The sequence below is a fragment of the Acinetobacter sp. G18 genome (genome assembly GCF_052660225.1).
This window is the reverse complement of record NZ_CP109658.1, coordinates 1,471,929-1,498,669: the sequence shown is the minus strand read 5'-3', so window position 1 is coordinate 1,498,669 and position 26,741 is coordinate 1,471,929. Positions and strand designations below refer to the sequence as shown.

Genomic DNA, 26,741 nt, shown 5'->3' with positions numbered 1-26,741 from the left:
CTGTGAATCCAAAAGTAGGATGCACAGCAAAGCTAAAACCTTTCTTAAGATATTCGATTAGCAATCCACCCGTAGAAAAACTGCTCTTGGCTAGGGCTGCGTTCACAGATTTCGATGTAACGTTGACCTTGTATAATATTGAGTACTCGCACCAATACTTTCTCGCCTTCTTTGCCGCGCTTGGCCAAGTAAGTTTTAAGTGCATTTAATGTCGCTGGACCATAAATCCCGTCCACTGATAAATCTGGCCAACCTGCTTTACCTTGGTTATTAAGCAAGTTCAAAGCTCGTTGTAAAAGTGGTTTTGCAAAACCGGTACCACAATTTACACCTGTATCCAAAAGCTCTTCTGCCACCATGGAACTAACAGTATTTACTTGGTCAAATCGTGGAGCTGTCCAATAGTTTTTATGGTAAATTGCTTTGGCCATATCCAGAGGTAAATCTCGCATATTACCTTTGTAGCCATTTTCTCGAGCAACAGCTTCAGTAATTCCGTACTTTGTAGCACCGCCACGGTCTGCGGGGTTATTCACGTAACCACCTTCGCGCTTAATGAGTTCTTCAAGGTATTGTTCAATGTTCATTTCGGTTTCCTTCAGATGAAAAAACCGCCCGAAGGCGGCATTTAAGGTTGAATAGTTACTGATGATTTGAATCTTCAGTTTCTTTCTTTTGTTTATTGGTAGATCCAAAATAGAAGGCAATCACAGCACTTGATAACCCAAGCAACGTGCCTAGAGACACGTTTAATAAATCACGGTTTTTGTCTGGATATTCAATAAAGAACAAGCCAAGAACACACAGGAATGACATAGCAATAACCATGTATGCCAAATATGTCCGGGTGTTTTCACTACTCATCACCATCCCCTTTTAAACGTTTTTTAGTAAGTTCATATTGCTTCGTTTGAAGCGCATGAATCTCGTCCTTACGCTTTTCATCTCGCTTTTTGAAATAGAGATTCGTTAGGTAGGTTGCTATACCGATTAAGATTGAAAAGACAACGGCCCAATCAATTTTACCTATTACACCGATCAAACTGCCTCCTACTACATACCCATACGTAAATTTTGTTGCAGTCGCGGCAGCCGTACTTGCAGCCGCTTCGACTACACTATTTGTTTGACCGTTCATACATGCCTTCCTCCAGATCATAGGCAATAAAAAAGCACCCGAAATGGGTGCTCTAAGTTCTTTCAAAGTATTAAAGGGTTTGTAAGATTTTCCCTCCATTTATCAATTTTGTTGTGAGTGGTGCAATTCCAATAATGGCAGTTCCACCTACACCTGGTTCACCTTCAGTTGTGCCATGATAATTCCAATTCCAAGTACCACTATTTGTAGATTTGGTACCACGTTGGCCCCAGCCTCCACCATCACCAGACAATGGAGATCCGTATCGATCATCTTGAAAGCGATAACCTTTGCCAGGTATTGAAGCTTCAGCATCAGTAACTTTAAAGACCAGCAAGTAACCGCCATCTAAATACCAGCGCCAGTCCTGAGTATCATTGTAAATCGGCTGACCAGTCATAACTCGACCAAAAGGTGCTCCAGCTCCACCAGGTACTCCCTGCACTCCATAAGTCAAACCAGTGTAAATACCGCTTGGAGTTGCTCCACCGCCTGAGCCTCCTCGAGCTAAAATCCCACCATCAATAATCAGATTCAGTTTGCTGTGTCGGTTTAATAAACCCGGTGCCCCTTGAAATCCATCACGGCGAGTTTTGGTGAAATTGTAATTTGGATCAGTACTCCACCCTCCATATGCAATATGAGGAAGCCCACCATCACCACCACGCCCAACGACCGAACCTTTGATCGTTAGATTGACTGTAAGACCAGAAGGAAATTCCCCTGTATCGATTGCTGGTAATTCAGGTGCAGCAGGAACAACATACTCTTTAGTTTCTGAGTTATTCGTATGCTTATAAATCATTCGTGTTTCAGTTCTAAGCGAACTTGAACTTGAAACCAAAGCTCCAGATTCAACCACAAAACTAATTTCTCCAGTCGTTGGTAAGTCACCTCTTTGCATTTGATATAAGCGAGCTAAATTAATGTCTAGCTGGTCATATCGAATGTAAATCGGTGAATCATCTACGGGTACGTCAATGAAGTCTTTATCGTTGAGATAATAGCGCCCATCGTAATTGACTGCCGTAATCGTATTTGAGAACTGATCCACTGGATCTTTTTTAGCTACAAGGTATGGTAATGAGTCTTTTGTATCGTCATTAACAACCGTATAGATCGTATTAACAAAATCATCTGGACTTAGCTTGAGAGCACCGTTCGGTAATCGGCCTAAAATTACCTTGTTCTTGGCAGATCCAGCTGTAACAGGAATAAGGTCCACTGTGCCATCGCCCATTTGCAGATAAATCACATAGCTCTTGCCTGCTATGAAATCAACATCATGGCTCAATGTAAGAATTAAGCCCTCTTGCTGAATTACTTCACCGCTTTGATGAATACCATTTCGATAATCTGCAACGGCAATCCGGTCATGTAAAACAAGTAACTCAGATTCAGGAGCAGCATCGAAAGTAATGGATTTACGTTGAAAGCGGAGCTTGTTCCAGAGCCGATATGCATTGAAATGCGCTTGCCACTTGTTACGTACACCTACTGATTTAACCTCTTTGGGGTTCTTGGCTCCTTTATCTGGAAGATAAATATTGATACGACTATCATCAGTCGGATCCGTGTATTCATAGATCAGTCCATCGTAATCATCTATTACACCGAAAGTCAGATCATGCTTATAACTATCAGGGATGATATTCCTGAAGTTAAAAAGCAAAACTGAGTTATCCGTAGGTCGCTCAAAGTAGATTTTAAGCTTATTGTTCTGACGATAAGCAGTACAAAAGACAGCATCACAAAGATTAGTAACCAGCTCTTCAAAAGATAGGTTTGTATCATCAATAGTTGTACAGAATTCTGCAGCTAAAGGTGTTCCAAAATAATCGACAATATCGTTATAAGTACGATAGATGTTTTCGATATCAATTTCATCGATCGTACGGCGGCCAATCTTGTCATCCAGTGCCATTGAGACCAATGCATCAGCAAAGCTTGATGTTGGAAATAGCTCTGTTGTCATTGCCCCGTTTTTATAAGTCGGTAACATTCGCTGAAGATCAAAATTAATCTTGCGGGATTTAACGGATAAAGCTCCAGTCGTTGCATATGTACGTGCACGGAAAACCGTTTCATACTCGTATTTCGTGCTTTGTAAAGGATATGCACCATATAGCGCTTGCCATTTCACATCATCAACTACCGTTGTTACCCCCGGAGTTGGAGTTAAACGGCGTGCACGGACACTACAGCGGCCCTGAAATGTGACCATATCCAGCGTTGCCCCAACCGTTTGCCGTGACTTAGCCGAACCCTTGAGAATGATCTGCTTTAGCATTGGATTACCAATAGCAGCACCGGACTCATTTACTGGAGTAACTTCAACTTCAATCGTGACGTTTACAGCAGCCTGATTGCCCCCTGATGAAACGGTATAAAGTCCATTTGTAGCAACGAAGTTGCAAAGTACTCGACTACGTTCAATATTGTCTAAGATAAATGGACCAATCCACTTTTCTCCTATTGATGAAAGCTTTGGAGAAGCGGCGGCTGTTTGCTGATTTGAAAGTTCTTTAAGCTTTAACCAGTTTTTATTCACAGCTGCTGGATTTGATAATGTCATACGGTCATCGGCAACGGATAGGACACTATAAGTACCGTTTAAATCGTATGTTTGCCCGTTATAAATAAATGAAGCATTAGTGATTTCAATGCGATCATTGCTGACAAATTTAGTCGTTAAATCTGTGTTGTTTGCAGCTGCCCGAAGTATTTCATTTGGATATGCAAAAACAAGGTAATTGGTCCCTTCCAATGTCTGCGTATCAGCTGGCCGTAATACTTGACCATTAACAGATGTTTGATGCTGTACTGTTAAAGGTGGTGTGGTAATTTCGGTACCAAGCGAGAAATATGGCTCACCAGAAACAATATCAACGCCTGGCCTAAAGACCTCTACAGATGCGCCAGCAATATCGACAATGTTGGTTTCACCATCATAAGCTCCATTGATTTTATAGTGTCCACGGCCTATGCAGCCGACCATATGCTCAACTTCAATATTGTTTTCATAAACCTTATAAGGCACAGCAATTGAGTCAGGCGTATCCCAAGCAGCACCATAAATATCTGCAATACGACCATTCACCCGGATCTTGTTTTCACGGTTCGAAAGTTCATTATTTGCCGATGAAGATTGATTAATATTCTGAGTTGTCTGCGCCATCGATGGCGTAGGCATTAAAAAAGCGATCGCAATACTAATTACAATCGAAACAATAGCAGCGACCCATTTAGGGTTCTCAATAACAATGAAAGTACCAGGTAAAAAATCAAGCTGCTTTAAGTCAAATGCATTCTTGGGAGTTACTTCATTCGCTAAAGAGATTTCCGCATGGTCCATATTGCTTGTGGTATGAAAGATACGGATGTGCTCAGGCATATGTTCATATTTTGAAGTTAGCCATTGTCCAATAGTTTGAGCCTGCTCAATTGTCTTTTCTTCAGACAATGCATCTTGTTTATAAATAACCTTAATCATAATAACTGACTCGACTAAACCCCATTCCCATAACGACATCTTCAGGTAAGTAAGTGACTCCGCTTTCCATGAGATGCAGAATTTTTTGCCCACGAAAAAGCCCCACATGCGGGGGCTTGTTTTTTTGTCTAGGATGGAAAGCGACTATGCAACCCTCCTTGGGCATGGGCAGCGGATTTAAGAGTTTTAAACGTGAAGATAAAAAAGTAATTTTCCCTTTTGGTTGCATAAAGAGTTCAAGTGCCTCACCTCTATCTACTCCATATAGATCTATTGCAGCTTCGTGAACAAAATGGACACAGTTGTAATGTTCTTCGTCGTATTGCTTATCAAGCAAATGATCATGACTTTTCATACTGCTCCCTTGAGGCCACTAAAACGATCAAGTGAGAAGATATCCCCTGTTTTATTTGTGTTTAGCCGCGGTGATTCAGCCTTGAATGTCACGGCTTTATGATTCATTGCAACACTAGCAAGCTGGAGTCCAAGCAAATAAAACATTGGGGAATTGAGGTTGTCTGAACTATAAAGTCTATAATTTACAGTTGGTTTAACGTTCGGATACTGCCCTTCAATGACTCTCTCAAATTCATCGGGCAATACATCCCCCAAACCTGAAACCGAAACTGTCAAAGTCTGGTCCAGATCCCCCAGCATTCCGGATCTTTGAATTGAAACAGGCAAATATTCATAAAAGACCTGACCAGTACCAGCCTTATGCTGCACATAGACACCTCGATCATCATTACGAACAAGTCGATATGTGTTTAGAAATGATGGATGTGATAGCTCAATACACTCCAGTTGATAAATATCAACTTTACGATTGAGAAAGAACTTGGCGTATTCGTTATCCATTAGACCTCCCAATCTTTAATCAAGGCTGCATCAGCTGTTAAGTTCGGCTGGTTTTGAACAACCTCTATCTGAGCTGTTACCCGGTAAAGATTTCCATTCACCTCGTTAGTCTTGAATGAATTAGGAATGAAGTTACATAGATATTGCTGCCGTGCTCCCTGATCAATCACCAAGTCTGCATAGAATGAGGCTGGCTTGCTTTGGTATACACGCCAGAAAGCCATCATTTTATTGAAATCTGTTTTACTTAAGTTCCAGTTCACATCGACAATGTGGCTATTACGTTTTACATCGATGTAATAACGTCCTCGGCCACCATCCATCTGCTGACGTTTAACATCATCACCCGGTGTTACGCCATAGCCATTTGTTTGAGGATTTAGCTTTAACTTGTACATAACTTTCCTTCAGGCAATAAAAAAGCCACCTTCAAGGGCGGCTTCTAATAAAAAAATATCTATTCATTTTTTCTAAATAGAATCTTATGTTGATCATTTTCAATAGAAAAATTAAAACTTACATTATTAATATCATAATTTAACCCATTCTCATCAAAATCTTGGAAACTTTTATTACCCCACATATCTTCATAGCAAACAGAGAAAACTTTCAAATCGTCCTCTTGACCATGAAGCAAATAAAATCCAAACTTTTCTTTACAAAGAGTATTTGAAATTCCAGATAATAATAATAACTCAATTATATTTCCTGTACTGACATACCCCAACCATTGATGAATTTTAAATTTTATCTTTGAATAATCGATACCATTTATTTTTAGAGTGTTAATATTTACCTTTACATTAGGTTGCTGTAAAGTTTTTATAGAAAATTTATTCTCCCCTATTTCGATCTCTGTATTTTCATCCATTTTTACATTTTTAATGAACTCCTCTATTGTCAAATAATCTATTAAATATTTTTCCTCAACTATTTTAAAATAATAACTTTTATCAGAAGTACATAAAACTGTTATCAATGGATTTGTAAAAAATTTATCATCATTTTTCTTATAACGTGCCAATTCACTACTTTGAGAATCACTTGAAAAAGAGAATAATACAGTAGGAGCTCGGCCTCCCATTAATTGGAATTTTGAGAATTTCGAAATTGTCGTCTTAAGCTCAGTTGAATTTAAGGTGCTTTTTACTTCAAAAATATATTTGACAGCCTCTACAGGTACAAATGCAAAGTCACTCTTTAAATAAGGAGGAAGTATTTCATTATCATAAATAAAAAAGTCTGTCTCGTTAGACTGCTCACCACTAGAATTTTCAATTATTCCCCTTGAGATATTATATTTTTGAGGAATTACCTCTTTTATCAAAGAGGAAAGCCCAACTTCATTTAGTCCTCCTTTAACACCTTGATGAGTAATTTCTTTATTTACTTTAAAATCACCTCTTAAGGCATCTATTTTCGCTTTAAATTTTTCTGAGATAACAGTCATAAAAAAATCTTTAAAAAATAGTAAATTAATTTACATAAATTACTAATTTTTTGATAAAAAAACCACCTCGAAAGGTGGCTTTAATCAATTATCGATTACGTCTAGCAGTCGTATTCTCAGTCAAAGAACGGCTAATAGTTGAGTTTGGATTACCAATTTGATCACTTACAAGTTTTGGTACCGTTCTTGGAAGTTGCTTATCCAGTTCTTCTTTAACAATGATCCGGACTGTTTGCTCATCCAATTGCTCAGCTTCAACCGTTGCACCACTTACCTGATTTACAACTTCAATCTTGAAATTGATAGTTGGAGAAGATTGCTCAAAAGAAGGCATAAATTCAGCTTGAGGGCGCGGAGATTGACCTGAGGTAAAATCCTGCACATCTTCGAGATTTGAACGATCCTGAACTAAACCATTTGAAGAGAAGTAGACTTTGCCATCATGGAATAGATCTGAGTTCGCCGTGTTAGCTGGGTTGGCTGCACTAGAATTGCCTTTATAGATAATCTGATCATCTTGATAAGACTGATTAAAGATGTTCGAGATATCTCTACTCTGGTTAAATGCTCGTGAACTTTGATTTGCCCGATTCATGATATTTTCGAAAGAGGTGTTATTTTGAGCATAGTTAGAAATAAATGAATCAGGACTTGTAGCCTTCCTCAACTGTTCTACTTTCTCAACCCCTCCCCAATTTCTAATATCATCCTGAGACCAGACAATCTCATTTCTATGCACAGCACCAGCTACATCATACTTTTTGCCTTTCCCTGTAAACCCTCCATTAGCAAAGCCTTTCGAACCATCCACGACAATACGATTTGGATTACCACCATCCCTGAAGATCGAAACTTCCTTCAGCAATTCTTTCTGAGCATTCTGAATAGTACTGTTTGAAACATTACTATTTTGAATTTTCGAATTAGAAAAATTCGATAAGTTCGATTTATTCGCAGTAAAGGATTTACTACTTTGAACCGATTTATCTAGAACGTTGCTAAAGCTTGAGTTGTTCCCAGCGTACTGGTTAGTAATGCTTTGAACATCTCCCGATCTTGAAACTGCATCTTTGCTAGGCTTGAGAGCATTAAAGATAATCTGATTCTCTCGAGTAGGCTGATTAAAGATATTCGAGATCGTTTGATTGTCATTAAAAGCTTTTGAGCTAAGGAATGAACGATTAAAGACATTTTCTGCTGAAGTGTTGTTAATGGCATGGTTATTGATAAATGCTTCAGGGCTTGAGCTCTTACGCATATTTTCAACCAATCCAACACCACCCCAACGGCGAATATCTTCTTGGGACCAGACTACTTCTCCCTTGTGGACAATACCAGCAGGTTCGTATTTACCACCAGATCCAGTGAAACCACCATCAGCAAAGCCTTGATCTTTAATTGCACGAATGTTACCGATAATGCTTGCACCTTGTGCAATTGCTGTTGCTATTAACGGAATATTGGCTGGAAAACCTACCTTTGCTGCTTGGGCGATACTTTGCTGAATCGCAATGCCAGCTGAAGCAATAGCGAAAGCTTTATCTGCTGCAAACATAATTTTGTAGGCTTTGGATTGCTCACCAAACATGGAGCCGAACATTGAAGTTAATGAGCCAGTCATTTGCTGGCCGTACATTAATTGCGTGTTCAGACGATCTTGTTGATATTTGTCTTCAACCTCCTGAACATTCTGTGCATATTCAGCAGAAATTTGTTCTCGCTGTAATTGAGCAGCTTGAATAATCGCAGTTTTCTGATTCTCAAAATCCTGTTGACTTATAAGCTGCTGCTCAAATTGAGCATTTAGACTATCTAAACCACTTTGCTCGGTGAGATCAGTTGCAGCAAATTGACTATCAGCTAGTTCATTGGCAGCACCTAAGCGGCTAAATTTTTCCTGATCTTGTCTAAAAAACTCATTGGTACCATTCATTTCAGCCTGAATACCACCCCAGTTTTGAACAGCATTATTTACTTTATTGCGTGTCTCTTTATCCTGAGTGGCTTTAGATAGAGCAATAGATTTTTTACGCTCCTCCTCAGTAAGTTTAGTGTTTAAGAGAATTGCTTCACGCTCTAATCGGTAGCGTTCCTGCATAGCTTGGGTTTCTGTCAGTAAAGCTTGTTTAGCTTGAAATAGACGCTGCTCTTGAGCTAATTTTAGTAAGGCTAACTCTTGCTGCAATTGCTGTGCTAAAAGATCAACTGCTATTTTTCTCTGATCTTTTGTAAACTCTAAATCATGTGCTGCTTCAAACTGACGTTTAGCGAAACTATCTTTTAAAAGCTGTTCTTCGCTTTTCGTAAAGTCACGAAATGAATCAAGCTTGGTTTTTGTTGCCTGCTCAGCAATTGCTATGTCATTCTCAGCCCGTGCTTGCAATTCCGATTTGATTTGAGCCTTACGTTCAGGACTGAAATTGGCTTTATCAACTTCCTCAAGTTTTTTTGCTAATTCATTTCGAATTTTGGCTACTTGATCCGCAACATCATTTTCTAACTTAATCCGAAGATTAGCTTGTTCTTCTGCCATTTTAGTGGCGTCTTGAATAAGTTTATCGAAGTCTTTTGAGGAGATATCGCCAGCTGTATAACCATTTATACCTGCCATATATCCCTGATAGTCCTTCCAGTATTGGTTATTATTTTTACCAATACCTTTACCCTTCTGCACGTTTCCTTCACCTGCATGATATGCACGCACAGCTTTTTCTAGATCTCCCTTGAAGAGTTTTAATAGATAAGACATGTATTTCCCTGCACCTTCGGCAGATTGTGCTAAATCATTTCGATCTTTTACTCCATATTGTTTGGCAGTACCCTCAAGAAACTGAAAACCTCCTGTTGCTCCAGTTTTCTTATTATAAGCCCTAGCATTACCTTTAGATTCAATCATATGAATTGCTGACAAGGTACCTGATGGCAGATTATTTTTTGCCTCAATTTCTGCAAAATTATATTTTGCTGCATTAGCTTGAACTTTAGCATTAACAGTTAGAACTTTTTGCTGCTTTGATAGTTCGTTTGTACTTTCTCTAAGTGCTTTATTTCTGGCATCAATTACCTCATTGTTTTTTTGCTCGATTGCAAGTGTTTGTAAACCAATTTGATATAACTCATTGGTAATTACAACACCGTGCTTACGAGCCCAGTTTGCAGTTTCCACCATACTTTTAACTTGTTCAGGTGAATATCCTTTGTCGAGCAAACCTTTAGTTACCCTAGCTTCATAATCTCTATCAAACAAAGATGCTCTAAATGCTTTCTGAGCTTTTTCAGCTTTTTGTGCAGCAGTTTCATTATTAGTTAATGCTTTGGAGTTTTCATCAATGCCAACTGCTGCCGTTTGAGCCTTATTTCCTGAAAGTTCTACTTCAATATTAAGAAGTTTTAGAGAATCTTTAGTGGTTTTAGCAGTCTTAGCATTTTTTTCAAACTCTAAAGTATTCTCTTTAAATGCGTTATAAATATCCTTACTTATACGCAACTCATTAAAGCGCTTAACTGCATCATTCATACTTATGGTGCCATCTTTAGCATCATTAACTACCTGAACGATTTCTTTATTATTTTTATAAAGTTGGGTAATCGCATTTAACTGAATATTGATTTTACTACTAGACTCGGCGAGTGCTTTGTTCTGACGTTCAAAAGATGCAGTCATATCATTAATGGCTGAGTCCTTTTCCAATCCTCTTAAAGCTAACAATTCATCTTTAGCCCTCTTAGCTACCGCAGCTTGCTCTTCTAACTTCTTATTAGCTTTATCTGCTTTATCCTGAAAATACATATAGCCCGCTGCTAATGCGGTAATTCCAAGAGTTATTGCGCCAATTGGTCCACCAACTAAACTTAACGCACGGCTTCCAAGTGACGCAACCCTATTTAAATTTCCTTGAGCTACGGTATATGCAGCAGTTGCTGCGGTGGCTTCTTTTAAAGCAACACTATGAGCAACCTCAGCTGCAGTCTTGCGTTGTACAGCGATTGCACGTGCATCTGCTGTAACAGCTGAGTTATATTCTGCTCTTGCTAATCCAATTTCTGTTAAAGCGAGTGCCGCAGCCTGTCTTGCTCTCATTGCTTCAATACCAAGTAACTGTACTTGAGATTGTGCTTCAGCCAAATTAGCAGCTCTTTGTTGAGCAGAAGCCACTATGCTTGCTTGAATAGCAATAGTTTTTGTTAAAACAGCCTTCGTAATCAAACCAATTCCAAGAACAAAAGCACTATCTACAATTAGATCGAGATTTGTGGCGAGTACTTGAATAGAACCAGCTAAAGACTGCGCAGCACCAGAACCTTGTCCAGTTTCACCAACAAATTTTGTAATGCCATTGCTTAACATCTCTAAAGATTGAGCAATTGTTTTATTTGTTTTGCCATAAAGCTGTTCAACGCTATCGCCCGCTTTTAATAAAGCTTTAGTAATTACTTCACCAGTAAGTTTACCGTCTAACATCATTTGACGGAGTTCACCACGGGTCACACCCAAACCTTTTGCCATAGCATTCAAGAGGCCACCAGCACCATCGACGAGGCTGTTAAACTCTTCGGCCCTTAATACCCCGCCGTCTAATGCTTGTCCATATTGAAATAAAGCAGCTGCTGCTGATTCAGCATTAGATCCACTAATTGCAACAGCTTTGGAAGTAATTTCTGTAAGTTTTGCTGTTTGTTCTTGAGTTAAATTCAGTGTCTTCGCATTGGACATGTATTTTGAATACACATCATTGACAGCACTCCAAGATGAAGCGGAGCGTTGCGCAATTGCAAAAGTATCATCCATTGCCTGATTCAATTCTTTCTGGTTACTAGTAACTAACTTCAGTTTGTTATTAATGCCAGTGTAAAGATCCATCTTGCTAATTGCAGAACCAATTGTAACTACCCCAGCCATATATCCAGCTAATGAACGAGTAGCTACAGACAAACGATCCATAGACTTTGTTGCGAAGTCACCATTCTTCTCTATACTGTTAAGTTCATTGCCTAGATTTCGTGCATTTCGTTCAGCATTTTGCGAATCAATTACAATGACCAGACGGGATTCTTGCGCCATTTCACTTTCCTCAGGGCAATAAAAAAGCCCACAAGAGGTGAGCTATGAATTTTGGGTAATAAAAAACCGACCTCTTAATGGGTCGGCTTAATAAATAACTTCAATCAATTTAGATACGGCGATTAATATCGATGCTGCTTGTCATATCAATATTCCAATTAAGACGGCGAAAACCATGATAAAGGTCCAGACTCTTAACGACTTGCTTTCAGACTGAGTCAGCATCAAAACCATTCCTTTCTTATGACAAAGATGCCTCACATGTGGTTATTGGAGATGCTGAGGAGCGTAAACGTCTAGCCCATATTGCAGCTAAAGCAGTTTTTGAGGCTCTAGTGGAAACCTACGATGAAGATGATGATAAAAAAGCACCCTAGGATGCCTTTTACTCATTTAAAGTTTTTTATACCAATCAAGCATTTCATTAAATTTTTTTGTAAAACCTGTTAGATCTACTTCGGAGTCTTTATTGTAATCATATGGCCATTCTCTATATCGAATAGCTGCTCTTTTTCCATCCTTCATTTGTTTAATGATTAGATTTGAATAAAGCGGATTAATTATTCCTTCCTTTCCTGAATAAGATACATTGTCATCAATTTTTATTGCACTACTTGATCTTGGATAATGATGTCTTCCTACACCTACCGCAAATCTACCATCAATAAGCAAAACCATTAATCCATTCTTACTAACGGAACATATCTTTTTCCCCTCGAATGCATCCTTTTTGCAGCTCACATCCCATCTATTATAAATATCATTGCTTGCCAAGTTTGTTGAATTGGACTTCGTCTTATCTTGTGGATTTTCAGCCTTAAAGCAACCCCAACCATCACTTATTTCAATTTTTGATGCATCGCTTGCTTCAATATAACCCTCGTCCTTATTATCTATTTTGACCTTAAAAATTATATCATCCCGATAAGTACCTTGATTAACTTCAGCCTCTAAAAAAGTTACAGGTACATATTTGTCATCGGTTTTGTATGAAGCATCATTATAAGACATATTCAATTTATCAGCATAAATTGGATTTGTTAAACACCCCGTAGAGTTATACCATGCTGTCTTACCAATGATACTGTCAGTATATTGTTTGGTTATAACTAATCTTTCGGCAAGCATTTTCTTTTGTTGCTCTTGAGGTGTCTCAAATCCTGCATACAGATTTACAGCAATACAACCTATTATCGGAATCCCGGTACGTCTCAAGATGCTCACAATTAAAATAATCTTTTCCATTTAAAACCAATCTAATATCAATATTTAAAAATCAGCTAATGATCCAAATAAAAATCATTAAAGCTATAAATAATATAATTCCACAAATAATCCATTCAGATTTAGGGTAGCCCCATACGTTATCTGGATTATTAAAATCAGGTTCTCTTCTGTGAGTTGTTTTCTTAGTATGACTAGAAAATTTAGAATAAGATAAACCAGTACCCGGTAACCCTACTGTTGTTCGAGTTCCCTTCTTACTAACATTTACTCGTGCCCCTTTTCTACCAACGGAAACACTTGAGACTCCTTTTTTACTTATATTTACTCGGACTCCCGGAGCAATTTTTATACTTTTTCTAAAATTTAATCCCATATCGTCACCTATCTAGTGCAAATCTTTTTAGAAGCGCTTATTGAGCCATCTTTACAAACAAATTTACTACCATCACAGTGGCTAATTCCTCCTTTACTACCTGAGCAAGGTTGTCTTCCTCGCCCCGCTTCAGCAAAACTTATAGAACCTAAAATTAGTAAGACACTTATAATAATTTGCTTCATGAGTTTTTAACCTTTTGTTATAAAGTGAACTAACTTTAACAAACTGGTTACTAAATGTCACATAAAGAAAAACCACCAAAAGGTGGTTTGAAAATTTCTAAATAATTTATTAATAGCTGATTGAACTAGCATCACCAGTTTCAGATTGGTATTTAGAAAACCTAAAACCTTTCCCATTAGAATTACATGCAACCTTCCATATTCCTTCCGCAATTGTTTCTGGGAAAATCAAATTAAGATTTGCAGAAGGTGTATCCCTTGACTTTGTTACATTACCAGATTGTGCATACTCGACAAATGCAATACTTTTAAACTTCTTCATAGAGCAATAGTATTTATCTAATGATTTGGAACTAGTATAAAAACCACTTCCATCACTCTTTTTACCTACTGACTTACTCCATATTTCTACAGTCTTATTCTTAGCATCGTAATGGTAATAGTCCTTATCAACATAGTAGCTTTCATTAGAAGACGAAGTTACATAAACCCAATTTGCTGCAAAACAATTAATTGGAATAAGTAAACCTAATAATAAAAATATTTTTTTCATAAAGTTTCTCCTTTGAAAGGAAGGATAACAGAATGTAGATTACTAAACATTCGACAAATAGCTAAAAGAAACTTCAGTCCACAAGCTTTTAAACTGAGTTAAAGCATTTAATACCTAACTTTTCTTTGTAGTAATCAGCCGCTGCTTTCAAATCACTTAAAAGCTTTGCTTCAGTATGATCTTTAGGTGCCAATACCATTAAGGCTGGCATGTAATTTCGCTTGTATTCATTTGGATAACTCTCACAAAGGATCTTTTCTTTAACCTTAGGTGGTGTCGAGGGTGAATCCAATTTATCTAAATAAGTACTAATTAGAGCATCGGATTTTTCAAACTTGGCTTTATAATCTATCTTTGAACCGACATCAGAATCTTTCTCACACCCCGCCATTACAGCCACAAGCAAAATTAGAAGTATATATTTCATAATTAAAAGAATATTTAATGTTATAGAAAGATATTATATTAAAAAACCACCCGAAGGTGGAATCTTAATGGGATATATCCAACTCATCAATTAGATTAATCCAGGAACCACACCTAACACCGAATCGTTCTGCGAGATTTGGAACCTTGATTCCTTTATGTGCTTTGGATTTGTTCCAATCGATATTCGGATTAATTTGTTCTGAGGTTAAAACATAACCCTCACCATTAAAATGCTTTCCTAGACTTACAATATCTAAATCAGCATAGTTGTCTTCTAAAACATGAGGAGATGCTATTGCAATTGGGCAAGTCAAAAGATCATTTTTGAAATCTGATGTTGCCTGTCCATGCGTATCCGGATTTACAATCAAAGGCCTAAAAGCATTCTTAAAGTTATCATATTTTTCTTCATCGTATCCAAATCTTGAAATTTGTTCTAAAACTTCATCCTCGACAGAAGCACAAATGAAAAAACCAATCGAACCAGAAGACTTACAAACTTGTAGTCCTTCCCAAATCCATGGAAATTTTTCACTTGGATAATAGCGGTAACATAAATCAAGTATTGCATTAGTGTCTATACAGATTCTTATCATCAATTAAAACACCTTCTCTTGAAGGTGTTTAAATGACTCTCGGCTAGTTGAATTTCTAAAACCAAGGATCGATTTCGCTGTACTTGATGATATTTGTTCTTGCCACATTGCGCTTAATACTTTTTCAACGTAGTTATGACCAAAATACCTTAATACGGTATTTTCCTTTTTGTTGTTTGGAATACCATCATTTTTTGGTGTGATGAATTCTAGATAATCGCTTAATTCATCATTTCCAATATAGCCCAGGGTTTTTAATTGGATTGCAATTGCTGCTTTGCTAGCTTTTGTATCCCTTCTTATTAATAGAATAATTTCATCCAGAGTTAAATCCTCAGTAAAATATTTTTCTATAATATCTTTAGGAGCAAGTACATATCCAGCAACACGATCACAGTATCGCTCAATTTCTTTTTGAGATTCAGTCATCTTCCCATCAAAAACACTTTGACCTAAACCTAGATGTACAATCTCATGAATTAAAGTAAAAAGTTTTCTAGAAGCATACTGTCCAGAACTAAAAATAGTAATAATAGGGAGAGTTTTATAAAACATACACATCCCATCTGAACCATATTTCTCAGTGCCTCTATCTAAAACAATAATATCCTTATCTTCAACTAGTTGTCTCCAAGAATTGTAATAATCATCATTATTTTTTACTTTTTTCTTAAATTCTCGAAAGCCAAAATATTCAACAAGTTTTTCAGCATCTTGTTCAGCATACTCAATGTTTCCAGACAATGACAAGTCAAAATCTAGTATTTCCTCATCCAATGCTTCCTTAATTGAAATATAGTTTTGCCTTACAAGCGAAAACTCTTCAATTAAAGACTGATACTTGTATTTATTTTCTGAAATATCTAATTTATTTCGATGTTCAATTAAATCTGGTGTGTCTCTTTTGAATACATGTTGCTCAGTGGTTAGATATACTGTAGGAACATAAAGAGCCTTCGCAATTTTTTCTAACTGGCTTAGTTTAAAAACTAATTCATCATCTAGTTCTAAAGCTTTAGTTAACTTGGATTCGGCAATTTTTGTTAGACGTGCTAACTCATCAGCAGATATGTTCATATCTACCATATAGCGTTTCAACGCTTTATTTGAGTGTCTAACTAATTGAACTTTCATGTTAACTACCGATAGCCTACATCGCATTTCTAGAGAAAATTGATCCAATTTTACTGCACATAATTAACACTTATGTGCAGTAGTAGTTTATCTAAAATATTAGTGTGCTCATACACTTTTAACAAAAGTTTTCTTTTCATTGTGAGTTAGAAAGTGCTCCTTCTCACACCCTTATGTTATCCCTTCTTTCTTTTATCGCTTTCTATCTGAGTCTTCTTATGCGATTCATCCAGAAACAAGTTATCCAAAGCAAAGATACAATCATTAAAGATATGAGCATCAACAGGTAAATCATTATGCTCAGCATAGACATTAATAGCCTGCTGATCTAACGATAGCGGTATACCTTGCTCATATCTCCTAGATCTGCAAATAGTGCTAAATGCTGAAAGAATGGACTGAGCCGCATAAGAATATTTTGGTGGCTCTGGAACAAGTCCACCTAAGAACTTGATTTGTTCGATTTCGTGCGGCGTTTTCGACGCGTAGGTTTTTTGGTATTTGTAGAGTTCGAGGACTTTCCCAAGATCGTCGCCTTGTCTTTATCAGCATTTTCTTGAATCTTTTGAGCTTGATCTTTGATAAATGTCCAAATCACAAGGCCAATATCACCAAGGTTTAGTAGCTTAGAGGCATTCTCTGGTGTGTATGGCTGCTCAGTTTCAACAGTCTTACCTTCAACCACTTCAGAGAAAACAACACCCTTCCAGTCTTCAATTAAATGTGCCCCTGCTGCATCCAATAAGAGCTCATGGTAAAGCTTACCGTTTTCATCTTTTGCCATTACATCATAGCCTTTTGATGAAATTTGATTACCTGCTTTTTCTAATGCCACTTGAAAAGGTTTATAGCCAATACCACGAATTTTAAACTCTGCTTGTCCACCTGCAGTTTCAAAGGTACACCATTTTGATACTTCTGAGCTTCGTACAATTCCGACTTTTAAAGCCATATCTACCTCGAATAATTTGAAAAAAAAGCCCATGGGATTCCACGGGCTTTATTGATTTAAATTGAATTACAAAAGAGCACGCACAATTGTCGGTGCTGTACGAACTTGAGCAAAGTTGATATCTAAAGTGATGATGTCATCACCTCCACCATCCGGGTGATTGGCTTCCATAACTTCTAGCTGCGGGAAATTGAATGAGTATTTACTTCCCTTACTATCTTTAATATCGAAAGTCAGAGTGAACACATCACGGGTTTTGATTGCATCAATCCAGCCTGCTGCCGTAGTTGAGAACATGAATGAAGCATTTGCTTCAATATCCATCATCTTTTCTAAGTAAAACTCTGGAGTGTATTTGCCTGAACCAATACAACGCACCGCTTCAAGGTTGTTATTGATCGAAAGCGTAAGTGACTGCATACACGCTTTACCTTGGATAGACTGGCCATTAACTAGCAAGTTTTCAACGTTTGGCATGCTTACCAATGGTCGAGTTGAAGCTGCAACGGGATTCACAACAGGGCTTGTAGTTTGGCGTGTAAATGAGCTACCTACTAACCCAAAGTTACCAGTGATTTTACCAGTAGTTTGAATAGTAATTTCGCCAGTATTTACCTGGACACCACGGTAGATAAATACCTGCCCAACATCTTCAAAAACTTTAACAAGCGTTAATGACTTACGGACAGTGCCGCCAATAGTTAAGCTGTTTGTTGCCCAGTTATTGAAAGCTAAAGCACTTAAGAATAAATCAAAGGTACCAAGTGACAATTCAAACTCTAACTGACCAGCAACTTCAGCTTCAGTTACTACCCCACCTTGTCGATAGCGGGAATCTACAACCTCACTGCTTTCTTCAGTTGAGACGTTTTCTGATAAACCATCACTTACACGGCGTACTGTGTACCAAATTGGGTTTGCTGGAGTTGTTCCTAATACTGCTTCTTCACAAGCATATAATCGAATTTTCGCGCCTGAACTCATTTATTGTTCTCCAAAATTTAGGCATAAAAAAACCCGCTTCATGAGCGGGTCGGTAAAAATAGAGGGCGTAAAAAAACCCGCTTAATTAGCGGGTCATTACTTAGTTTCTTCTGAGAGTTCTGGCGGGGCTACGCCGACCATAGCAGCTGAAACTGCTTCGGATAAATTGGTAGGTTGGAAATTAAAAGGTATTTCTGATAAATGTTCTTCTTCAGGCTCCGGTTCGGGTTCTTCATGCAATCGAATATCAATCCAGCGTGCTTCAGGGATTTCAACAGGATTTTCGAGATCTGCAACTACAGCAGCAAGTTCAAAATCAAACTTACGTTTATAAGTTTTAATTGAAATATCGCCGTTTTCTAATGTGTCATACACCACCGCGACAATTGTGTTGCCGTTTGCGTCTTTGGGTACTTCGATATACCAACCTTCCTGAGCAAAGCCTAAAGAGCCCTTAAGCAGATATTCACCCACATCAACTTTCTTAAATTCAATAGGCTGCTTTTCTGCATCACTATTTAGATCGATATGATCGCTAAAAAGCTTCACTACTGGCGAGGCTGATTTTAAAAATCCGTTTGCATCGACAGAAGTGTTAAAGCTTGTCTTTAAATGTCCCCAAGCAGTCCATGCGTCAGCACCAGCACCATATCGATATGACATTTGGTGTCCTGAAATGCCCTTAAAGAGTTGCCATGAATACGTACCATTTGAGTCATTGGTGTGATAGGCCATCAATGTTCCGTAACGCATTGGCATCAAAAGAGGATTGGAGACATTACCGCCTTGCCAGTCACCATGCGAAATATTTACTAAGCGGCCTGATCCAAGAGCAGTTACCCATTGTGAAACTAATGATTTGTCATAAAGAGAAGCAATAATGTTCGCTAAATATCCCAATACACCAGCATCACCTAGACCTAACGCAGCTTTGGCACCACTTGCTGTATTACCGCCCGTTCCACCTTGTGCAACTGAAAGTGGTGTAACTAAACCTTTCATTTCAGTAATATCGGTATTTGTACCTTTTTCAGCTGCTCCAAGATTGTTTCGAGCATCTGCTGCAGTTGTTGCTCCTGTACCTCCTTGGGAGATAGCTGCTGTACCAATTACTTGTGAAAAGTTAGGGTTTAAATTAGGAATGCCGGATGCAAACGGCAGCATAAATTGCCGCTTCCCCTGTAATGCATTATATGGGAACGGTCGATGGTCCCAATTAAATTTAAATACAAGATTTGCCATTATGCTGTTACCCCATCAATCACTTGGAAAGTCAAAGTTTCGGTGTGTTGTGTATTACCACTCACAACCGCTTTAATATCAATCTGACATAAACCCACAGGCCATGCGGCTGTGCTAGCTCCAGATTTCACATTAAGCCAACCTTTCTGTGTGCTTTGGCTTAAAGGTGCACAAGTCAAAGTTGCTACCGTAGTACCATCGACTAACGATTTAATTTGCGATGTAAACGCATAGCCAGTTAGATCGATAGCACGGCGTACATCATCGGGTGGATATTGCAAAGCTTCATCTGTATCAACGAGCTGCAAATTCAAGTTGAATGTGTCACCACGCTTAAAAACGAAATTGCTCATAAGTGATTCCTATAGACATAAAAAAACCACCGATGAGGTGGTAGTGAAAAAGTTGGATTGTTATATGTTTTAGTTAATGAGGTAGCTTATTGATACGTTGTATTGAATGAAGTCAGCATCTTTCCCCGCATCAATCGATTCGCCCTTCAAACACTCTAAATCATCAATTGAGAAATACTCAAAATGCGCCAGTAAAGCATCACTTAGAACTGTTAGTGCTTTTTCTCCAGTATGGAGTCGATCAAAGCATTGAATCATGATATTCCCTGTACGACGAGTACAAGGTTTATCGGCAACACCTGAAGTAAAGCTCGGACCACCTGCTATCTTTAAACGACACCACAAGCCTTCCTTTGGTACTGTAAAGCCTGGTGCATTTGGATACTGAATTCTATTCTGGGCAATACCAGTAAAGCTTTGCATACGATCGATAATTGCTTGCCTTGTCTGCTCTAAAGTCATTGCCATCTTAACCACCGTACTTCTGAGAAATATAAGTAAACGTGGTCTTGTAAATACCTTGTGGTGCTTGATCAGACCAACCATTTTCTAAGCGTTCAGCATAGGGCTGGTTGTTTTGAATATAGATCAAACTACCAAGTTTAAATTTCACAGCTTGAATCGCTGCATCTTGCACGGCGTTTGTTTCAGGTCCACGTACACCATAGTCACCAGATCCAATCGAAACAATATGAGAAGCACGATAAGCACCAGTATCAACCGGACTTGAAACGACCAAAGACTGAACAGCATCCATTGTAATTTTCTTTACCTTTTCCTCTGCCGTTTTAGCCACATCAAAACTAAATTCAGTTGGCTTTTTCCCCTTCCATCCCATCGTTTACCTCACTTTCTTCATACATTTTAAAAAGGTCTTGAGCGATTGCTTGAATTGAATATGCTTCAAATTCTGAACTGGGCTCTTTTTCTCCCATTAGCTTTTTAACTTTCTGCCAAACATGAACAGCTTCATGCAAAAGCAATCCGTACACTTCAATTAGATTTCTTTTTGAAGTATCGCCCAACTGAACAACTGCATATGCACCATCAGAATAGTAACTAACTTGAGCCGCTGCACCTTCAGCAGACAAGAACTTATCAACGTTATTCATGTCCTCGAATAACAGATCCATGTGAAGCTGATTTCGAGCTAATGTATATTGAACATGTTGGAAGGGAGAGATATGCCATAAAGGTACGTAATCTGTGCTAACCATGGTCTAACCTATCAACTTAGCAAAGGCGTTTCAGTTGCCTCTCTGCCATCAAATGCGTTATGAATAAAAATGCCATCCACATATTCGGGATGGCATTCGCAGTGAATAAAAGAATGAGGTTTTAAATCATCATCAGGTACAACCTGAAAGCTGTCATAGACCTCATGTGCAGTCCAAGTCATTACACCTTCCTCAACTGACATTTCCAAATAGTTGCAGCTGGATCCTGTTTAATATGAATTACCCGGAATGAGCCTAAGTCTGTAATCCACTCATCATCAATTTTCGGGGCCATATTCACTTCATTTTGCAGCACGGTGGCTTTCTTATCTGTAGCCAGCACTCCAAGCGTCTGAATCTCATATTGACTGTAAGAGCCGAACAGAACACCACGGCCAGAATAGTTTTCTTTAACTTCAACATGAGTTTCAGTCTTAGGATCCCAATTTGTTTTTGATATCCGTTCACACGTAAAGGTATGAACGGCATCAGCCAAATCTTCATTAAATGCTTCAGCAATTTCCGCCTGTAGCTCATCTCTTAAGCCCATTATTTATGCCCTGTATAGTGGAATGCCGAAGCCATTAATACTTGCATTTGGATCTTTCAAATCAAGCGAATCAATATAATCAATTGCTATCTGTTCAAAGCTAGAAATAGCCTCAGAACCTTCTTGAAATTCTTTTTCAGATTCGACTGAATCAGCTTTAACTTTCTTTCGTTTAAGCAGCTGCTCTTTGCCGTTATAAATTACTTTGGCCAGAATGCCTTTAATGATTTCACAAGCAGCATCTATAAGAAGTGAATCTATAGGATCCGGCACAAATCCAATTCGTTTTTTCATCCAAACATTTGCAAGTTGAACCAGACGAGCTTTATCACTGTCTGGTGCAAAATCGCTGCCCAAAATTGAATTTGCGTCATCTACAGTAATAAAGCTCATTGCATTATTCCTTCGGGATTAATTTAAGAAGTTCTGCTTTTGAAGCAGATGGTTTATAGCCAATGTTTTTACTAGCTAAATATTCTTTTATTTGATCATTTGACCAACTTTCAAAATCATTTGCCGACGTTTCTGTTGCTTGGTTTTGTGCCGCTTTTCCAGCTTCCAATTCACCAATACGCGCTTGCATAGCGGCAATATCATTTTTGAAAGCATCAAATTCTGCTTGAATGCTTACTACCTTTCCTTCAGCCGCTTTAGTAGCATTGTCAGCTTGAAGTACAGCATCTTTTAAACGTGAGTTTTCAGAAATTAGTTCTGAACTATCACCATTTGCCTGTTCCAAGATTTCGATTTTCTGTTTAAGTTGCCCGTTTTCCTCAACAACCTTTTCACACTCAGCTTTTGTATTATCAATTACCTCTTGCAGCTCAGGGGTAATTCCAACTGCGACATTTACTGTGGCCAAAGTCGTTTTTGCAGGCTCTTCCAGTTTGCGAACTTCAACTGGAATATCCAAAGCTTCATAATCATTCTGGATTTTTGGATAGTCACCATAAATGATTACTTCTTCAGCACTACGATTTGGATTTTCATAATAGTCAGGATTCGCAATAGTCCCAACTTCTAAAGCTGCTACTGCAGCAATACGTGTATAGATTAACTTCATGACACTTTTCTCTTTATAATAAAAAAGAGGGCAAAATAGCCCTCGAATAAAATTAGATGTTTAAAGTATTAAGGCGTACCAGACAAATCTAACAATGTACCAGCGGTCATTTTGTTGCTGGTTGCATGTTTCTTCCAGTTAGCACTTGACCCAAGTAAAGTAAGATCTGGATTCTCACCTTTTGTTGTATCCCAGCTATAACCAAGAATGTCTAGGTTAAATGTACCTTCAGCACGCATACCAATAGCAAAGTTTTCTTCATCATTGATGTCGTATGCTCGGAAGCCTGGTACTTGTGACTCAGTTACAGTCACAGCACCATACTGCAAGCCAAATGCATCGTTATCGCCTACAGCGTCAGTAACAAGTACAGGTTTACCTAAAGTACCTGGTAAACCGCCATAAATAACGACTTCAGATTCACCATAAATCTGCTTGGTGATTGCATCATCTACGATATCGAAATAGGTATCTGAGTTCATTACCCACAAACCGATACGCCCAAACTTGTCACCAAATTTACGCATTCCTTTGGTTAAAGCTTTACGACCATCTACTGCAATACTTCCTTTTGCAACCATATCAGGATTGCTTGTAATCGCTGCTTTTAATGAAGCCAAGCTGTACTGTAAACGCCCTGCAACCAAAGCATCTGCCAGATCATAACCAAGAATCATTGCGAACTCTTCAGGTGTGCGAGCACGGCGCTTAAAAGCTTCTTCAGTTGATGCATAAGGACCATATTTAAACGGAACTTTTACACCTACAGATTCTCCAGCACCAATTTTTTCATGGTTAACTTTAGCGTTTGAGTTCACATCACGGTGCTTAATGCTGCCACCAACACGATAAAATGATTCTTTATTAAAATCACCTTCAATGATTTCATTTTTATAAAGAATCGCTCCAGCTGATGCCTCGTTAAAGACATTCAAATTGTCTTGCAAACGCTCTAAATAAGCAGTTTGTGCCAATTGGTTGTAGATGATCATGTCTGAATTAACTGTTGTAGTCATAACGACTTATCTCCAAATATTTAATGATTAGTTCGGTAGTTTTAGGAAGGATTCTTGACCATGTTCTTTGATGTAATCAGCTCTTTGAGATACTGACATCTCACTACGCTTCATACCTACAGGTGCTCCACCTTTGCCCCCGCTTTGGAAACCACCGCCATTTCCTTTACCACCTTTAAGGATTAAGTCTTTATGTTGGTATCCACCAACCAAGGACTCTAAAGCTTCATCAACATTTGCAAGTTCACCAGGGCGGACACGGGAATAAATCTTTTCGCCTTTTTGGTCGTAGGCAACCACTTTGCCTTCTTCGATTTTGAAGTGCTGGCCAAAGGTTGCTTGAACCATATCAACTGGAACTGCAATGTTGTCTTGAATGTACTTAGAACGAGCAAAACCACCGCCAATAAGCTCACCATGCAATTGAGCTTCTAGAGCATCACGTTGTTGAACGATTGGAGCATATTTGTCTTCAACAGCTTTAATAGCTTCAGCTTTGACTTTCTCAACTTCACCAGCATCCACCAGCTTTTTATCATCAAGATTTTGTATTGTCTGAATTGCTTTTTTAGCTGCTACAGGATCATCAATCCCCTCAAAAGCCTTTAATGCTTTTTCTGCTGCTTCTTTCGCTTCACGATGTGTTTTAGCTTCCCCATTTAAGCGAGCAATTGTCGCCACGGAATGTGCAGCATCGTGGGGCATTTCTTTGCCGTCATCATGGACATAGATAGGTTTATCACCTTCTACTTCCGCATAAACTTTACCGTCGATTGTTACTGTTTTAAGTTTCATGGGTCATCCAACCTATATTTTCAAAATGGGCATCCACCCGGATTCGCCGTCTGCATCCACTTTCGGCAGGCAATAAAAAAGCGCCCTTTAGGACGCTTTATTTCAATGAGTTATTTATGCAATGTTGTAGCCTTCTACACCGCGTTTTTGTCGATTTCGAGTACGTTGCTCAAGCCACATTTGACCTTGTTCAATATTCGTAATAGCGAGCGAATTTTCACGGCAAGGAAACTTTTCATTTAGAATACGTAAACGATGTAAAACAATCGCAAGTAACGCTTCATTCGTTATACCATTAACTCCAACTTCCTTAACTGGACCAAGTTGAAATTGAATTGGAGTAAGTGAATCTCCAGCTATGACATCATAGAAGTGACCTAGTTCAAGAGGCTGTTCACCATCTCGGGTTTTCACTGTTTCATTATGGGTAACTGTTACACCATTATCATCTTTGTGGATTTCATGGCCCATTACACAATTTTGAAAACCATCTAGTTGATATGAATGTTCAAAAACATCTTTTGGCGACCAAGAAATATAACCTTCATGATCTGGATGATTAGCCTTGCCACCATCTTTATATTCGATTAAATAACCAGGATCATCCGGGTCTTCATTTTCAGGGATTTGCCACCCTTGGTATTCATTGTATTCACCACGTGACATAGGCGCTGCTAAAACTGATTTAGTACCGATATAGGCAACCATTGATAAAGCTAATAGCTTCTTAGACATTTTTGAACTCACAAAAAAAGCACCCTAAGGTGCTATGGTTAAAATATATTGATTACTTTGCTTTCCACAGTTCTTGTTTACATACTGGACAGGTCACAACTAAGCAGATTTCATTCCTATCATTCACTATGCGTGCTTCTTTTTCGTAAAACTCAAGTTCAGCCTTGCAATGATTGCAGGTAATGTTGTGAATTTTATCCGCTGGCAATTCACCACGCTTCAGTACTTTCACAGTCCTAACTCCTTAAATGCCTGTTCATCCAACTTACGAAGTTGGTCCAATGTGTAAAGCCGCCCTTCAGGGTCAAAGAACTTTTCAAAATCAAATTTCCCATCTTTATAGAGCTTAAAGCGCTTTGGCCCCAACCATTCTTTTTGAAAGAAATCGTCAGTCTTGCCGAAGAACTCTTTAAATGTGGTGTTTGCGTCTAGTTGCCCGATTAACTGACTGCGCTCATCTTTGGGGATGTCTTTCACTGGTTGTTCGTCCATGACAAACGGACGCTCTCCAGCAAGGCGACCATCTTTATCAACTGGTACCAAAATGCTTCGGCAATGTGGATGTAACGGCGGTACACGTTTAGATGGGTCGTTAATTTCCCATATTGTTCCATCCAATGACGCACATAGCTTTGAGGTCCTGCCATCCAAGACACTAACAAATCGAACATATTCAAAGCCAATTTTCTTATAGCTGTCTAGATAGGCTTGATTAGCCACATGGCTTCGTATAGTTCGAACAGTCCGGTCAATATCAGATTTAGTGCTGTTTAAAAGACCATCTTCGAAATTAAGGCGTTTGGTACCGCGAATACGCTGAATAATTTCTTGATTTGTTTTACCTGTGCTGATTCCATCACGAATCGCGTATTCAACTTTCTGGCGAGCACTTTCTGCAATTCTTGATAAAAGATCATCAACTAAAGCACCACCAGCCAAAGGAACTTTTTTTGCTGCTGAAAACAGTTTTTCACCATCAGGCTTACTAATCTTTGCGCCGTATAACTTTGCTATGTAGTTAGCTTCATATACGGCCATCGCTGTAGCTGAAATGGCGAATGCTTCAGGTAAGCTTGTATTAACACTACTAAACCATTGGGAAATTAAATCTCTTATTTCCTTAAGGTTTGAAGTTGTGTATTTCCCTCCAGCTAAAGCTATCTTTTCTGAATCACTAAGTTCATCCAATAAATCACGAAGCTTTGAAAGCATTACGTTCGTATCATCATTGAATAAACCCAATAATTCATTTACTGATTGCGAAGAAGCACGATAAAGATAAGCCTGATGTTGAGTGAGTACCTCCAAAAGATTTTTATTATCTTTAGCCATATCA

General features: G+C 38.4%; 31 protein-coding genes. All 31 read right to left on the bottom strand.

The features are described from left to right. Positions 1–44: 44 nt before the first annotated feature. The 31 genes from NE363_RS07165 to NE363_RS07015 all read right to left on the bottom strand — a co-directional run bounded on the left by NE363_RS07165 (position 45) and on the right by NE363_RS07015 (position 26,737). A complete protein-coding gene (locus NE363_RS07165; protein WP_445536139.1) occupies positions 45–587 on the bottom strand; it encodes a glycoside hydrolase family 108 protein in 543 nt (180 codons plus the stop codon). Positions 588–642: 55 nt separating this feature from the next. Further along, positions 643–864: a hypothetical protein gene (locus NE363_RS07160; RefSeq protein WP_032052311.1), complete on the bottom strand. Its 222-nt coding sequence runs from the start codon at positions 862–864 to the stop codon at positions 643–645. Further along, entirely contained in the window at positions 857–1,138 is a 282-nt protein-coding gene (locus NE363_RS07155; protein ID WP_078224826.1) for a phage holin, read from the bottom strand. Before NE363_RS07155 ends, NE363_RS07160 begins: the two co-directional genes overlap by 8 nt. A gap of 70 nt (positions 1,139–1,208) precedes the next feature. Next, entirely contained in the window at positions 1,209–4,631 is a 3,423-nt protein-coding gene (locus tag NE363_RS07150) for a host specificity factor TipJ family phage tail protein (protein ID WP_445536138.1), read from the bottom strand. Beyond that, a complete protein-coding gene (locus NE363_RS07145; RefSeq protein WP_445536137.1) occupies positions 4,624–4,986 on the bottom strand; it encodes a hypothetical protein in 363 nt (120 codons plus the stop codon). The genes NE363_RS07150 and NE363_RS07145 overlap by 8 nt, the downstream gene beginning before the upstream one ends. After that, complete coding sequence (locus tag NE363_RS07140) at positions 4,983–5,489, bottom strand: hypothetical protein (RefSeq protein ID WP_445406175.1); 507 nt, start codon at positions 5,487–5,489, stop codon at positions 4,983–4,985. Before NE363_RS07140 ends, NE363_RS07145 begins: the two co-directional genes overlap by 4 nt. Then, complete coding sequence (locus NE363_RS07135; protein ID WP_445536136.1) at positions 5,489–5,887, bottom strand: hypothetical protein; 399 nt, start codon at positions 5,885–5,887, stop codon at positions 5,489–5,491. Before NE363_RS07135 ends, NE363_RS07140 begins: the two co-directional genes overlap by 1 nt. A gap of 59 nt (positions 5,888–5,946) precedes the next feature. Next, the gene (locus NE363_RS07130; RefSeq protein ID WP_445536135.1) at positions 5,947–6,939 is read right to left on the bottom strand and encodes a DUF6602 domain-containing protein; all 993 of its coding nucleotides are present in this window, start codon (positions 6,937–6,939) and stop codon (positions 5,947–5,949) included. Between the two features lie 88 nt (positions 6,940–7,027). Then, a complete protein-coding gene (locus tag NE363_RS07125; RefSeq protein ID WP_445536134.1) occupies positions 7,028–12,001 on the bottom strand; it encodes a tape measure protein in 4,974 nt (1,657 codons plus the stop codon). 393 nt (positions 12,002–12,394) lie between these two features. Further along, positions 12,395–13,246 (bottom strand): hypothetical protein, encoded by an 852-nt coding sequence (locus NE363_RS07120; protein WP_445536133.1) that lies wholly within the window; start codon positions 13,244–13,246, stop codon positions 12,395–12,397. A 31-nt stretch (positions 13,247–13,277) separates the two neighbouring features. Further along, entirely contained in the window at positions 13,278–13,601 is a 324-nt protein-coding gene (locus tag NE363_RS07115; RefSeq protein WP_445536132.1) for a DUF4236 domain-containing protein, read from the bottom strand. Between the two features lie 8 nt (positions 13,602–13,609). After that, positions 13,610–13,786, bottom strand: a complete 177-nt coding sequence (locus NE363_RS07110) for a YdcA family protein (protein WP_445536131.1) — start codon at positions 13,784–13,786, stop codon at positions 13,610–13,612. Between the two features lie 109 nt (positions 13,787–13,895). Further along, complete coding sequence (locus tag NE363_RS07105) at positions 13,896–14,339, bottom strand: surface-adhesin E family protein (RefSeq protein WP_445536130.1); 444 nt, start codon at positions 14,337–14,339, stop codon at positions 13,896–13,898. A gap of 88 nt (positions 14,340–14,427) precedes the next feature. Further along, positions 14,428–14,766, bottom strand: coding sequence for a hypothetical protein (locus NE363_RS07100; protein ID WP_445536129.1), 339 nt, complete (start codon positions 14,764–14,766; stop codon positions 14,428–14,430). A 64-nt stretch (positions 14,767–14,830) separates the two neighbouring features. Next, positions 14,831–15,364 carry a DUF4411 family protein gene (locus NE363_RS07095; RefSeq protein WP_347913204.1) on the bottom strand — a complete coding sequence of 178 codons (534 nt, stop codon included), beginning with the start codon at positions 15,362–15,364 and terminating at the stop codon, positions 14,831–14,833. A 3-nt stretch (positions 15,365–15,367) separates the two neighbouring features. Continuing rightward, positions 15,368–16,498 carry an XRE family transcriptional regulator gene (locus NE363_RS07090; RefSeq protein ID WP_347913205.1) on the bottom strand — a complete coding sequence of 377 codons (1,131 nt, stop codon included), beginning with the start codon at positions 16,496–16,498 and terminating at the stop codon, positions 15,368–15,370. Between the two features lie 442 nt (positions 16,499–16,940). After that, the gene (locus NE363_RS07085; RefSeq protein WP_347913206.1) at positions 16,941–17,450 is read right to left on the bottom strand and encodes a hypothetical protein; all 510 of its coding nucleotides are present in this window, start codon (positions 17,448–17,450) and stop codon (positions 16,941–16,943) included. A gap of 66 nt (positions 17,451–17,516) precedes the next feature. Continuing rightward, on the bottom strand, positions 17,517–18,434 hold the full coding sequence (locus NE363_RS07080) for a phage tail tube protein (RefSeq protein WP_312824990.1): 918 nt from the start codon (positions 18,432–18,434) through the stop codon (positions 17,517–17,519). Positions 18,435–18,530: 96 nt separating this feature from the next. Beyond that, positions 18,531–19,676, bottom strand: a complete 1,146-nt coding sequence (locus tag NE363_RS07075) for a phage tail fiber protein (protein ID WP_445536128.1) — start codon at positions 19,674–19,676, stop codon at positions 18,531–18,533. Further along, on the bottom strand, positions 19,676–20,029 hold the full coding sequence (locus NE363_RS07070) for a hypothetical protein (RefSeq protein ID WP_445536127.1): 354 nt from the start codon (positions 20,027–20,029) through the stop codon (positions 19,676–19,678). The genes NE363_RS07075 and NE363_RS07070 overlap by 1 nt, the downstream gene beginning before the upstream one ends. Positions 20,030–20,098: 69 nt before the next feature. Further along, positions 20,099–20,497: a hypothetical protein gene (locus tag NE363_RS07065; protein WP_445536126.1), complete on the bottom strand. Its 399-nt coding sequence runs from the start codon at positions 20,495–20,497 to the stop codon at positions 20,099–20,101. A 1-nt stretch (position 20,498) separates the two neighbouring features. Continuing rightward, positions 20,499–20,867 (bottom strand): HK97 gp10 family phage protein, encoded by a 369-nt coding sequence (locus NE363_RS07060; protein WP_238615497.1) that lies wholly within the window; start codon positions 20,865–20,867, stop codon positions 20,499–20,501. Then, positions 20,839–21,246 carry a hypothetical protein gene (locus tag NE363_RS07055; RefSeq protein WP_445536125.1) on the bottom strand — a complete coding sequence of 136 codons (408 nt, stop codon included), beginning with the start codon at positions 21,244–21,246 and terminating at the stop codon, positions 20,839–20,841. The genes NE363_RS07060 and NE363_RS07055 overlap by 29 nt, the downstream gene beginning before the upstream one ends. Positions 21,247–21,257: 11 nt before the next feature. After that, positions 21,258–21,428, bottom strand: a complete 171-nt coding sequence (locus tag NE363_RS07050; protein WP_348911274.1) for a hypothetical protein — start codon at positions 21,426–21,428, stop codon at positions 21,258–21,260. Beyond that, on the bottom strand, positions 21,428–21,796 hold the full coding sequence (locus tag NE363_RS07045; protein ID WP_348911275.1) for a glutamate 5-kinase: 369 nt from the start codon (positions 21,794–21,796) through the stop codon (positions 21,428–21,430). Before NE363_RS07045 ends, NE363_RS07050 begins: the two co-directional genes overlap by 1 nt. Positions 21,797–21,799: 3 nt before the next feature. After that, positions 21,800–22,189: a hypothetical protein gene (locus NE363_RS07040; protein WP_445536124.1), complete on the bottom strand. Its 390-nt coding sequence runs from the start codon at positions 22,187–22,189 to the stop codon at positions 21,800–21,802. A gap of 4 nt (positions 22,190–22,193) precedes the next feature. Further along, a complete protein-coding gene (locus NE363_RS07035; protein WP_445536123.1) occupies positions 22,194–22,859 on the bottom strand; it encodes a stress-responsive nuclear envelope protein in 666 nt (221 codons plus the stop codon). A 68-nt stretch (positions 22,860–22,927) separates the two neighbouring features. Further along, on the bottom strand, positions 22,928–23,875 hold the full coding sequence (locus NE363_RS07030; protein ID WP_445536122.1) for a major capsid protein: 948 nt from the start codon (positions 23,873–23,875) through the stop codon (positions 22,928–22,930). 27 nt (positions 23,876–23,902) lie between these two features. Beyond that, positions 23,903–24,670: a DUF6651 domain-containing protein gene (locus NE363_RS07025; RefSeq protein ID WP_445536121.1), complete on the bottom strand. Its 768-nt coding sequence runs from the start codon at positions 24,668–24,670 to the stop codon at positions 23,903–23,905. Positions 24,671–24,784: 114 nt separating this feature from the next. Further along, complete coding sequence (locus NE363_RS07020; protein ID WP_445536361.1) at positions 24,785–25,336, bottom strand: hypothetical protein; 552 nt, start codon at positions 25,334–25,336, stop codon at positions 24,785–24,787. Positions 25,337–25,633: 297 nt separating this feature from the next. After that, complete coding sequence (locus NE363_RS07015) at positions 25,634–26,737, bottom strand: minor capsid protein (protein WP_445536120.1); 1,104 nt, start codon at positions 26,735–26,737, stop codon at positions 25,634–25,636. Positions 26,738–26,741 lie beyond the last annotated feature (4 nt).

Bases quoted from the DNA above. Each gene is read 5' to 3' on its own strand.
- NE363_RS07165 (WP_445536139.1), bottom strand. From the start codon at position 587: ATGAACATTGAACAATACCTTGAAGAACTCATTAAGCGCGAAGGTGGT.
- NE363_RS07160 (WP_032052311.1), bottom strand. From the start codon at position 864: ATGAGTAGTGAAAACACCCGGACATATTTGGCATACATGGTTATTGCT.
- NE363_RS07155 (WP_078224826.1), bottom strand. From the start codon at position 1,138: ATGAACGGTCAAACAAATAGTGTAGTCGAAGCGGCTGCAAGTACGGCT.
- NE363_RS07150 (WP_445536138.1), bottom strand. From the start codon at position 4,631: ATGATTAAGGTTATTTATAAACAAGATGCATTGTCTGAAGAAAAGACA.
- NE363_RS07145 (WP_445536137.1), bottom strand. From the start codon at position 4,986: ATGAAAAGTCATGATCATTTGCTTGATAAGCAATACGACGAAGAACAT.
- NE363_RS07140 (WP_445406175.1), bottom strand. From the start codon at position 5,489: ATGGATAACGAATACGCCAAGTTCTTTCTCAATCGTAAAGTTGATATT.
- NE363_RS07135 (WP_445536136.1), bottom strand. From the start codon at position 5,887: ATGTACAAGTTAAAGCTAAATCCTCAAACAAATGGCTATGGCGTAACA.
- NE363_RS07130 (WP_445536135.1), bottom strand. From the start codon at position 6,939: ATGACTGTTATCTCAGAAAAATTTAAAGCGAAAATAGATGCCTTAAGA.
- NE363_RS07125 (WP_445536134.1), bottom strand. From the start codon at position 12,001: ATGGCGCAAGAATCCCGTCTGGTCATTGTAATTGATTCGCAAAATGCT.
- NE363_RS07120 (WP_445536133.1), bottom strand. From the start codon at position 13,246: ATGGAAAAGATTATTTTAATTGTGAGCATCTTGAGACGTACCGGGATT.
- NE363_RS07115 (WP_445536132.1), bottom strand. From the start codon at position 13,601: ATGGGATTAAATTTTAGAAAAAGTATAAAAATTGCTCCGGGAGTCCGA.
- NE363_RS07110 (WP_445536131.1), bottom strand. From the start codon at position 13,786: ATGAAGCAAATTATTATAAGTGTCTTACTAATTTTAGGTTCTATAAGT.
- NE363_RS07105 (WP_445536130.1), bottom strand. From the start codon at position 14,339: ATGAAAAAAATATTTTTATTATTAGGTTTACTTATTCCAATTAATTGT.
- NE363_RS07100 (WP_445536129.1), bottom strand. From the start codon at position 14,766: ATGAAATATATACTTCTAATTTTGCTTGTGGCTGTAATGGCGGGGTGT.
- NE363_RS07095 (WP_347913204.1), bottom strand. From the start codon at position 15,364: ATGATAAGAATCTGTATAGACACTAATGCAATACTTGATTTATGTTAC.
- NE363_RS07090 (WP_347913205.1), bottom strand. From the start codon at position 16,498: ATGAAAGTTCAATTAGTTAGACACTCAAATAAAGCGTTGAAACGCTAT.
- NE363_RS07085 (WP_347913206.1), bottom strand. From the start codon at position 17,450: ATGGCTTTAAAAGTCGGAATTGTACGAAGCTCAGAAGTATCAAAATGG.
- NE363_RS07080 (WP_312824990.1), bottom strand. From the start codon at position 18,434: ATGAGTTCAGGCGCGAAAATTCGATTATATGCTTGTGAAGAAGCAGTA.
- NE363_RS07075 (WP_445536128.1), bottom strand. From the start codon at position 19,676: ATGGCAAATCTTGTATTTAAATTTAATTGGGACCATCGACCGTTCCCA.
- NE363_RS07070 (WP_445536127.1), bottom strand. From the start codon at position 20,029: ATGAGCAATTTCGTTTTTAAGCGTGGTGACACATTCAACTTGAATTTG.
- NE363_RS07065 (WP_445536126.1), bottom strand. From the start codon at position 20,497: ATGGCAATGACTTTAGAGCAGACAAGGCAAGCAATTATCGATCGTATG.
- NE363_RS07060 (WP_238615497.1), bottom strand. From the start codon at position 20,867: ATGGGATGGAAGGGGAAAAAGCCAACTGAATTTAGTTTTGATGTGGCT.
- NE363_RS07055 (WP_445536125.1), bottom strand. From the start codon at position 21,246: ATGGTTAGCACAGATTACGTACCTTTATGGCATATCTCTCCCTTCCAA.
- NE363_RS07050 (WP_348911274.1), bottom strand. From the start codon at position 21,428: ATGACTTGGACTGCACATGAGGTCTATGACAGCTTTCAGGTTGTACCT.
- NE363_RS07045 (WP_348911275.1), bottom strand. From the start codon at position 21,796: ATGGGCTTAAGAGATGAGCTACAGGCGGAAATTGCTGAAGCATTTAAT.
- NE363_RS07040 (WP_445536124.1), bottom strand. From the start codon at position 22,189: ATGAGCTTTATTACTGTAGATGACGCAAATTCAATTTTGGGCAGCGAT.
- NE363_RS07035 (WP_445536123.1), bottom strand. From the start codon at position 22,859: ATGAAGTTAATCTATACACGTATTGCTGCAGTAGCAGCTTTAGAAGTT.
- NE363_RS07030 (WP_445536122.1), bottom strand. From the start codon at position 23,875: ATGACTACAACAGTTAATTCAGACATGATCATCTACAACCAATTGGCA.
- NE363_RS07025 (WP_445536121.1), bottom strand. From the start codon at position 24,670: ATGAAACTTAAAACAGTAACAATCGACGGTAAAGTTTATGCGGAAGTA.
- NE363_RS07020 (WP_445536361.1), bottom strand. From the start codon at position 25,336: ATGTCACGTGGTGAATACAATGAATACCAAGGGTGGCAAATCCCTGAA.
- NE363_RS07015 (WP_445536120.1), bottom strand. From the start codon at position 26,737: ATGGCTAAAGATAATAAAAATCTTTTGGAGGTACTCACTCAACATCAG.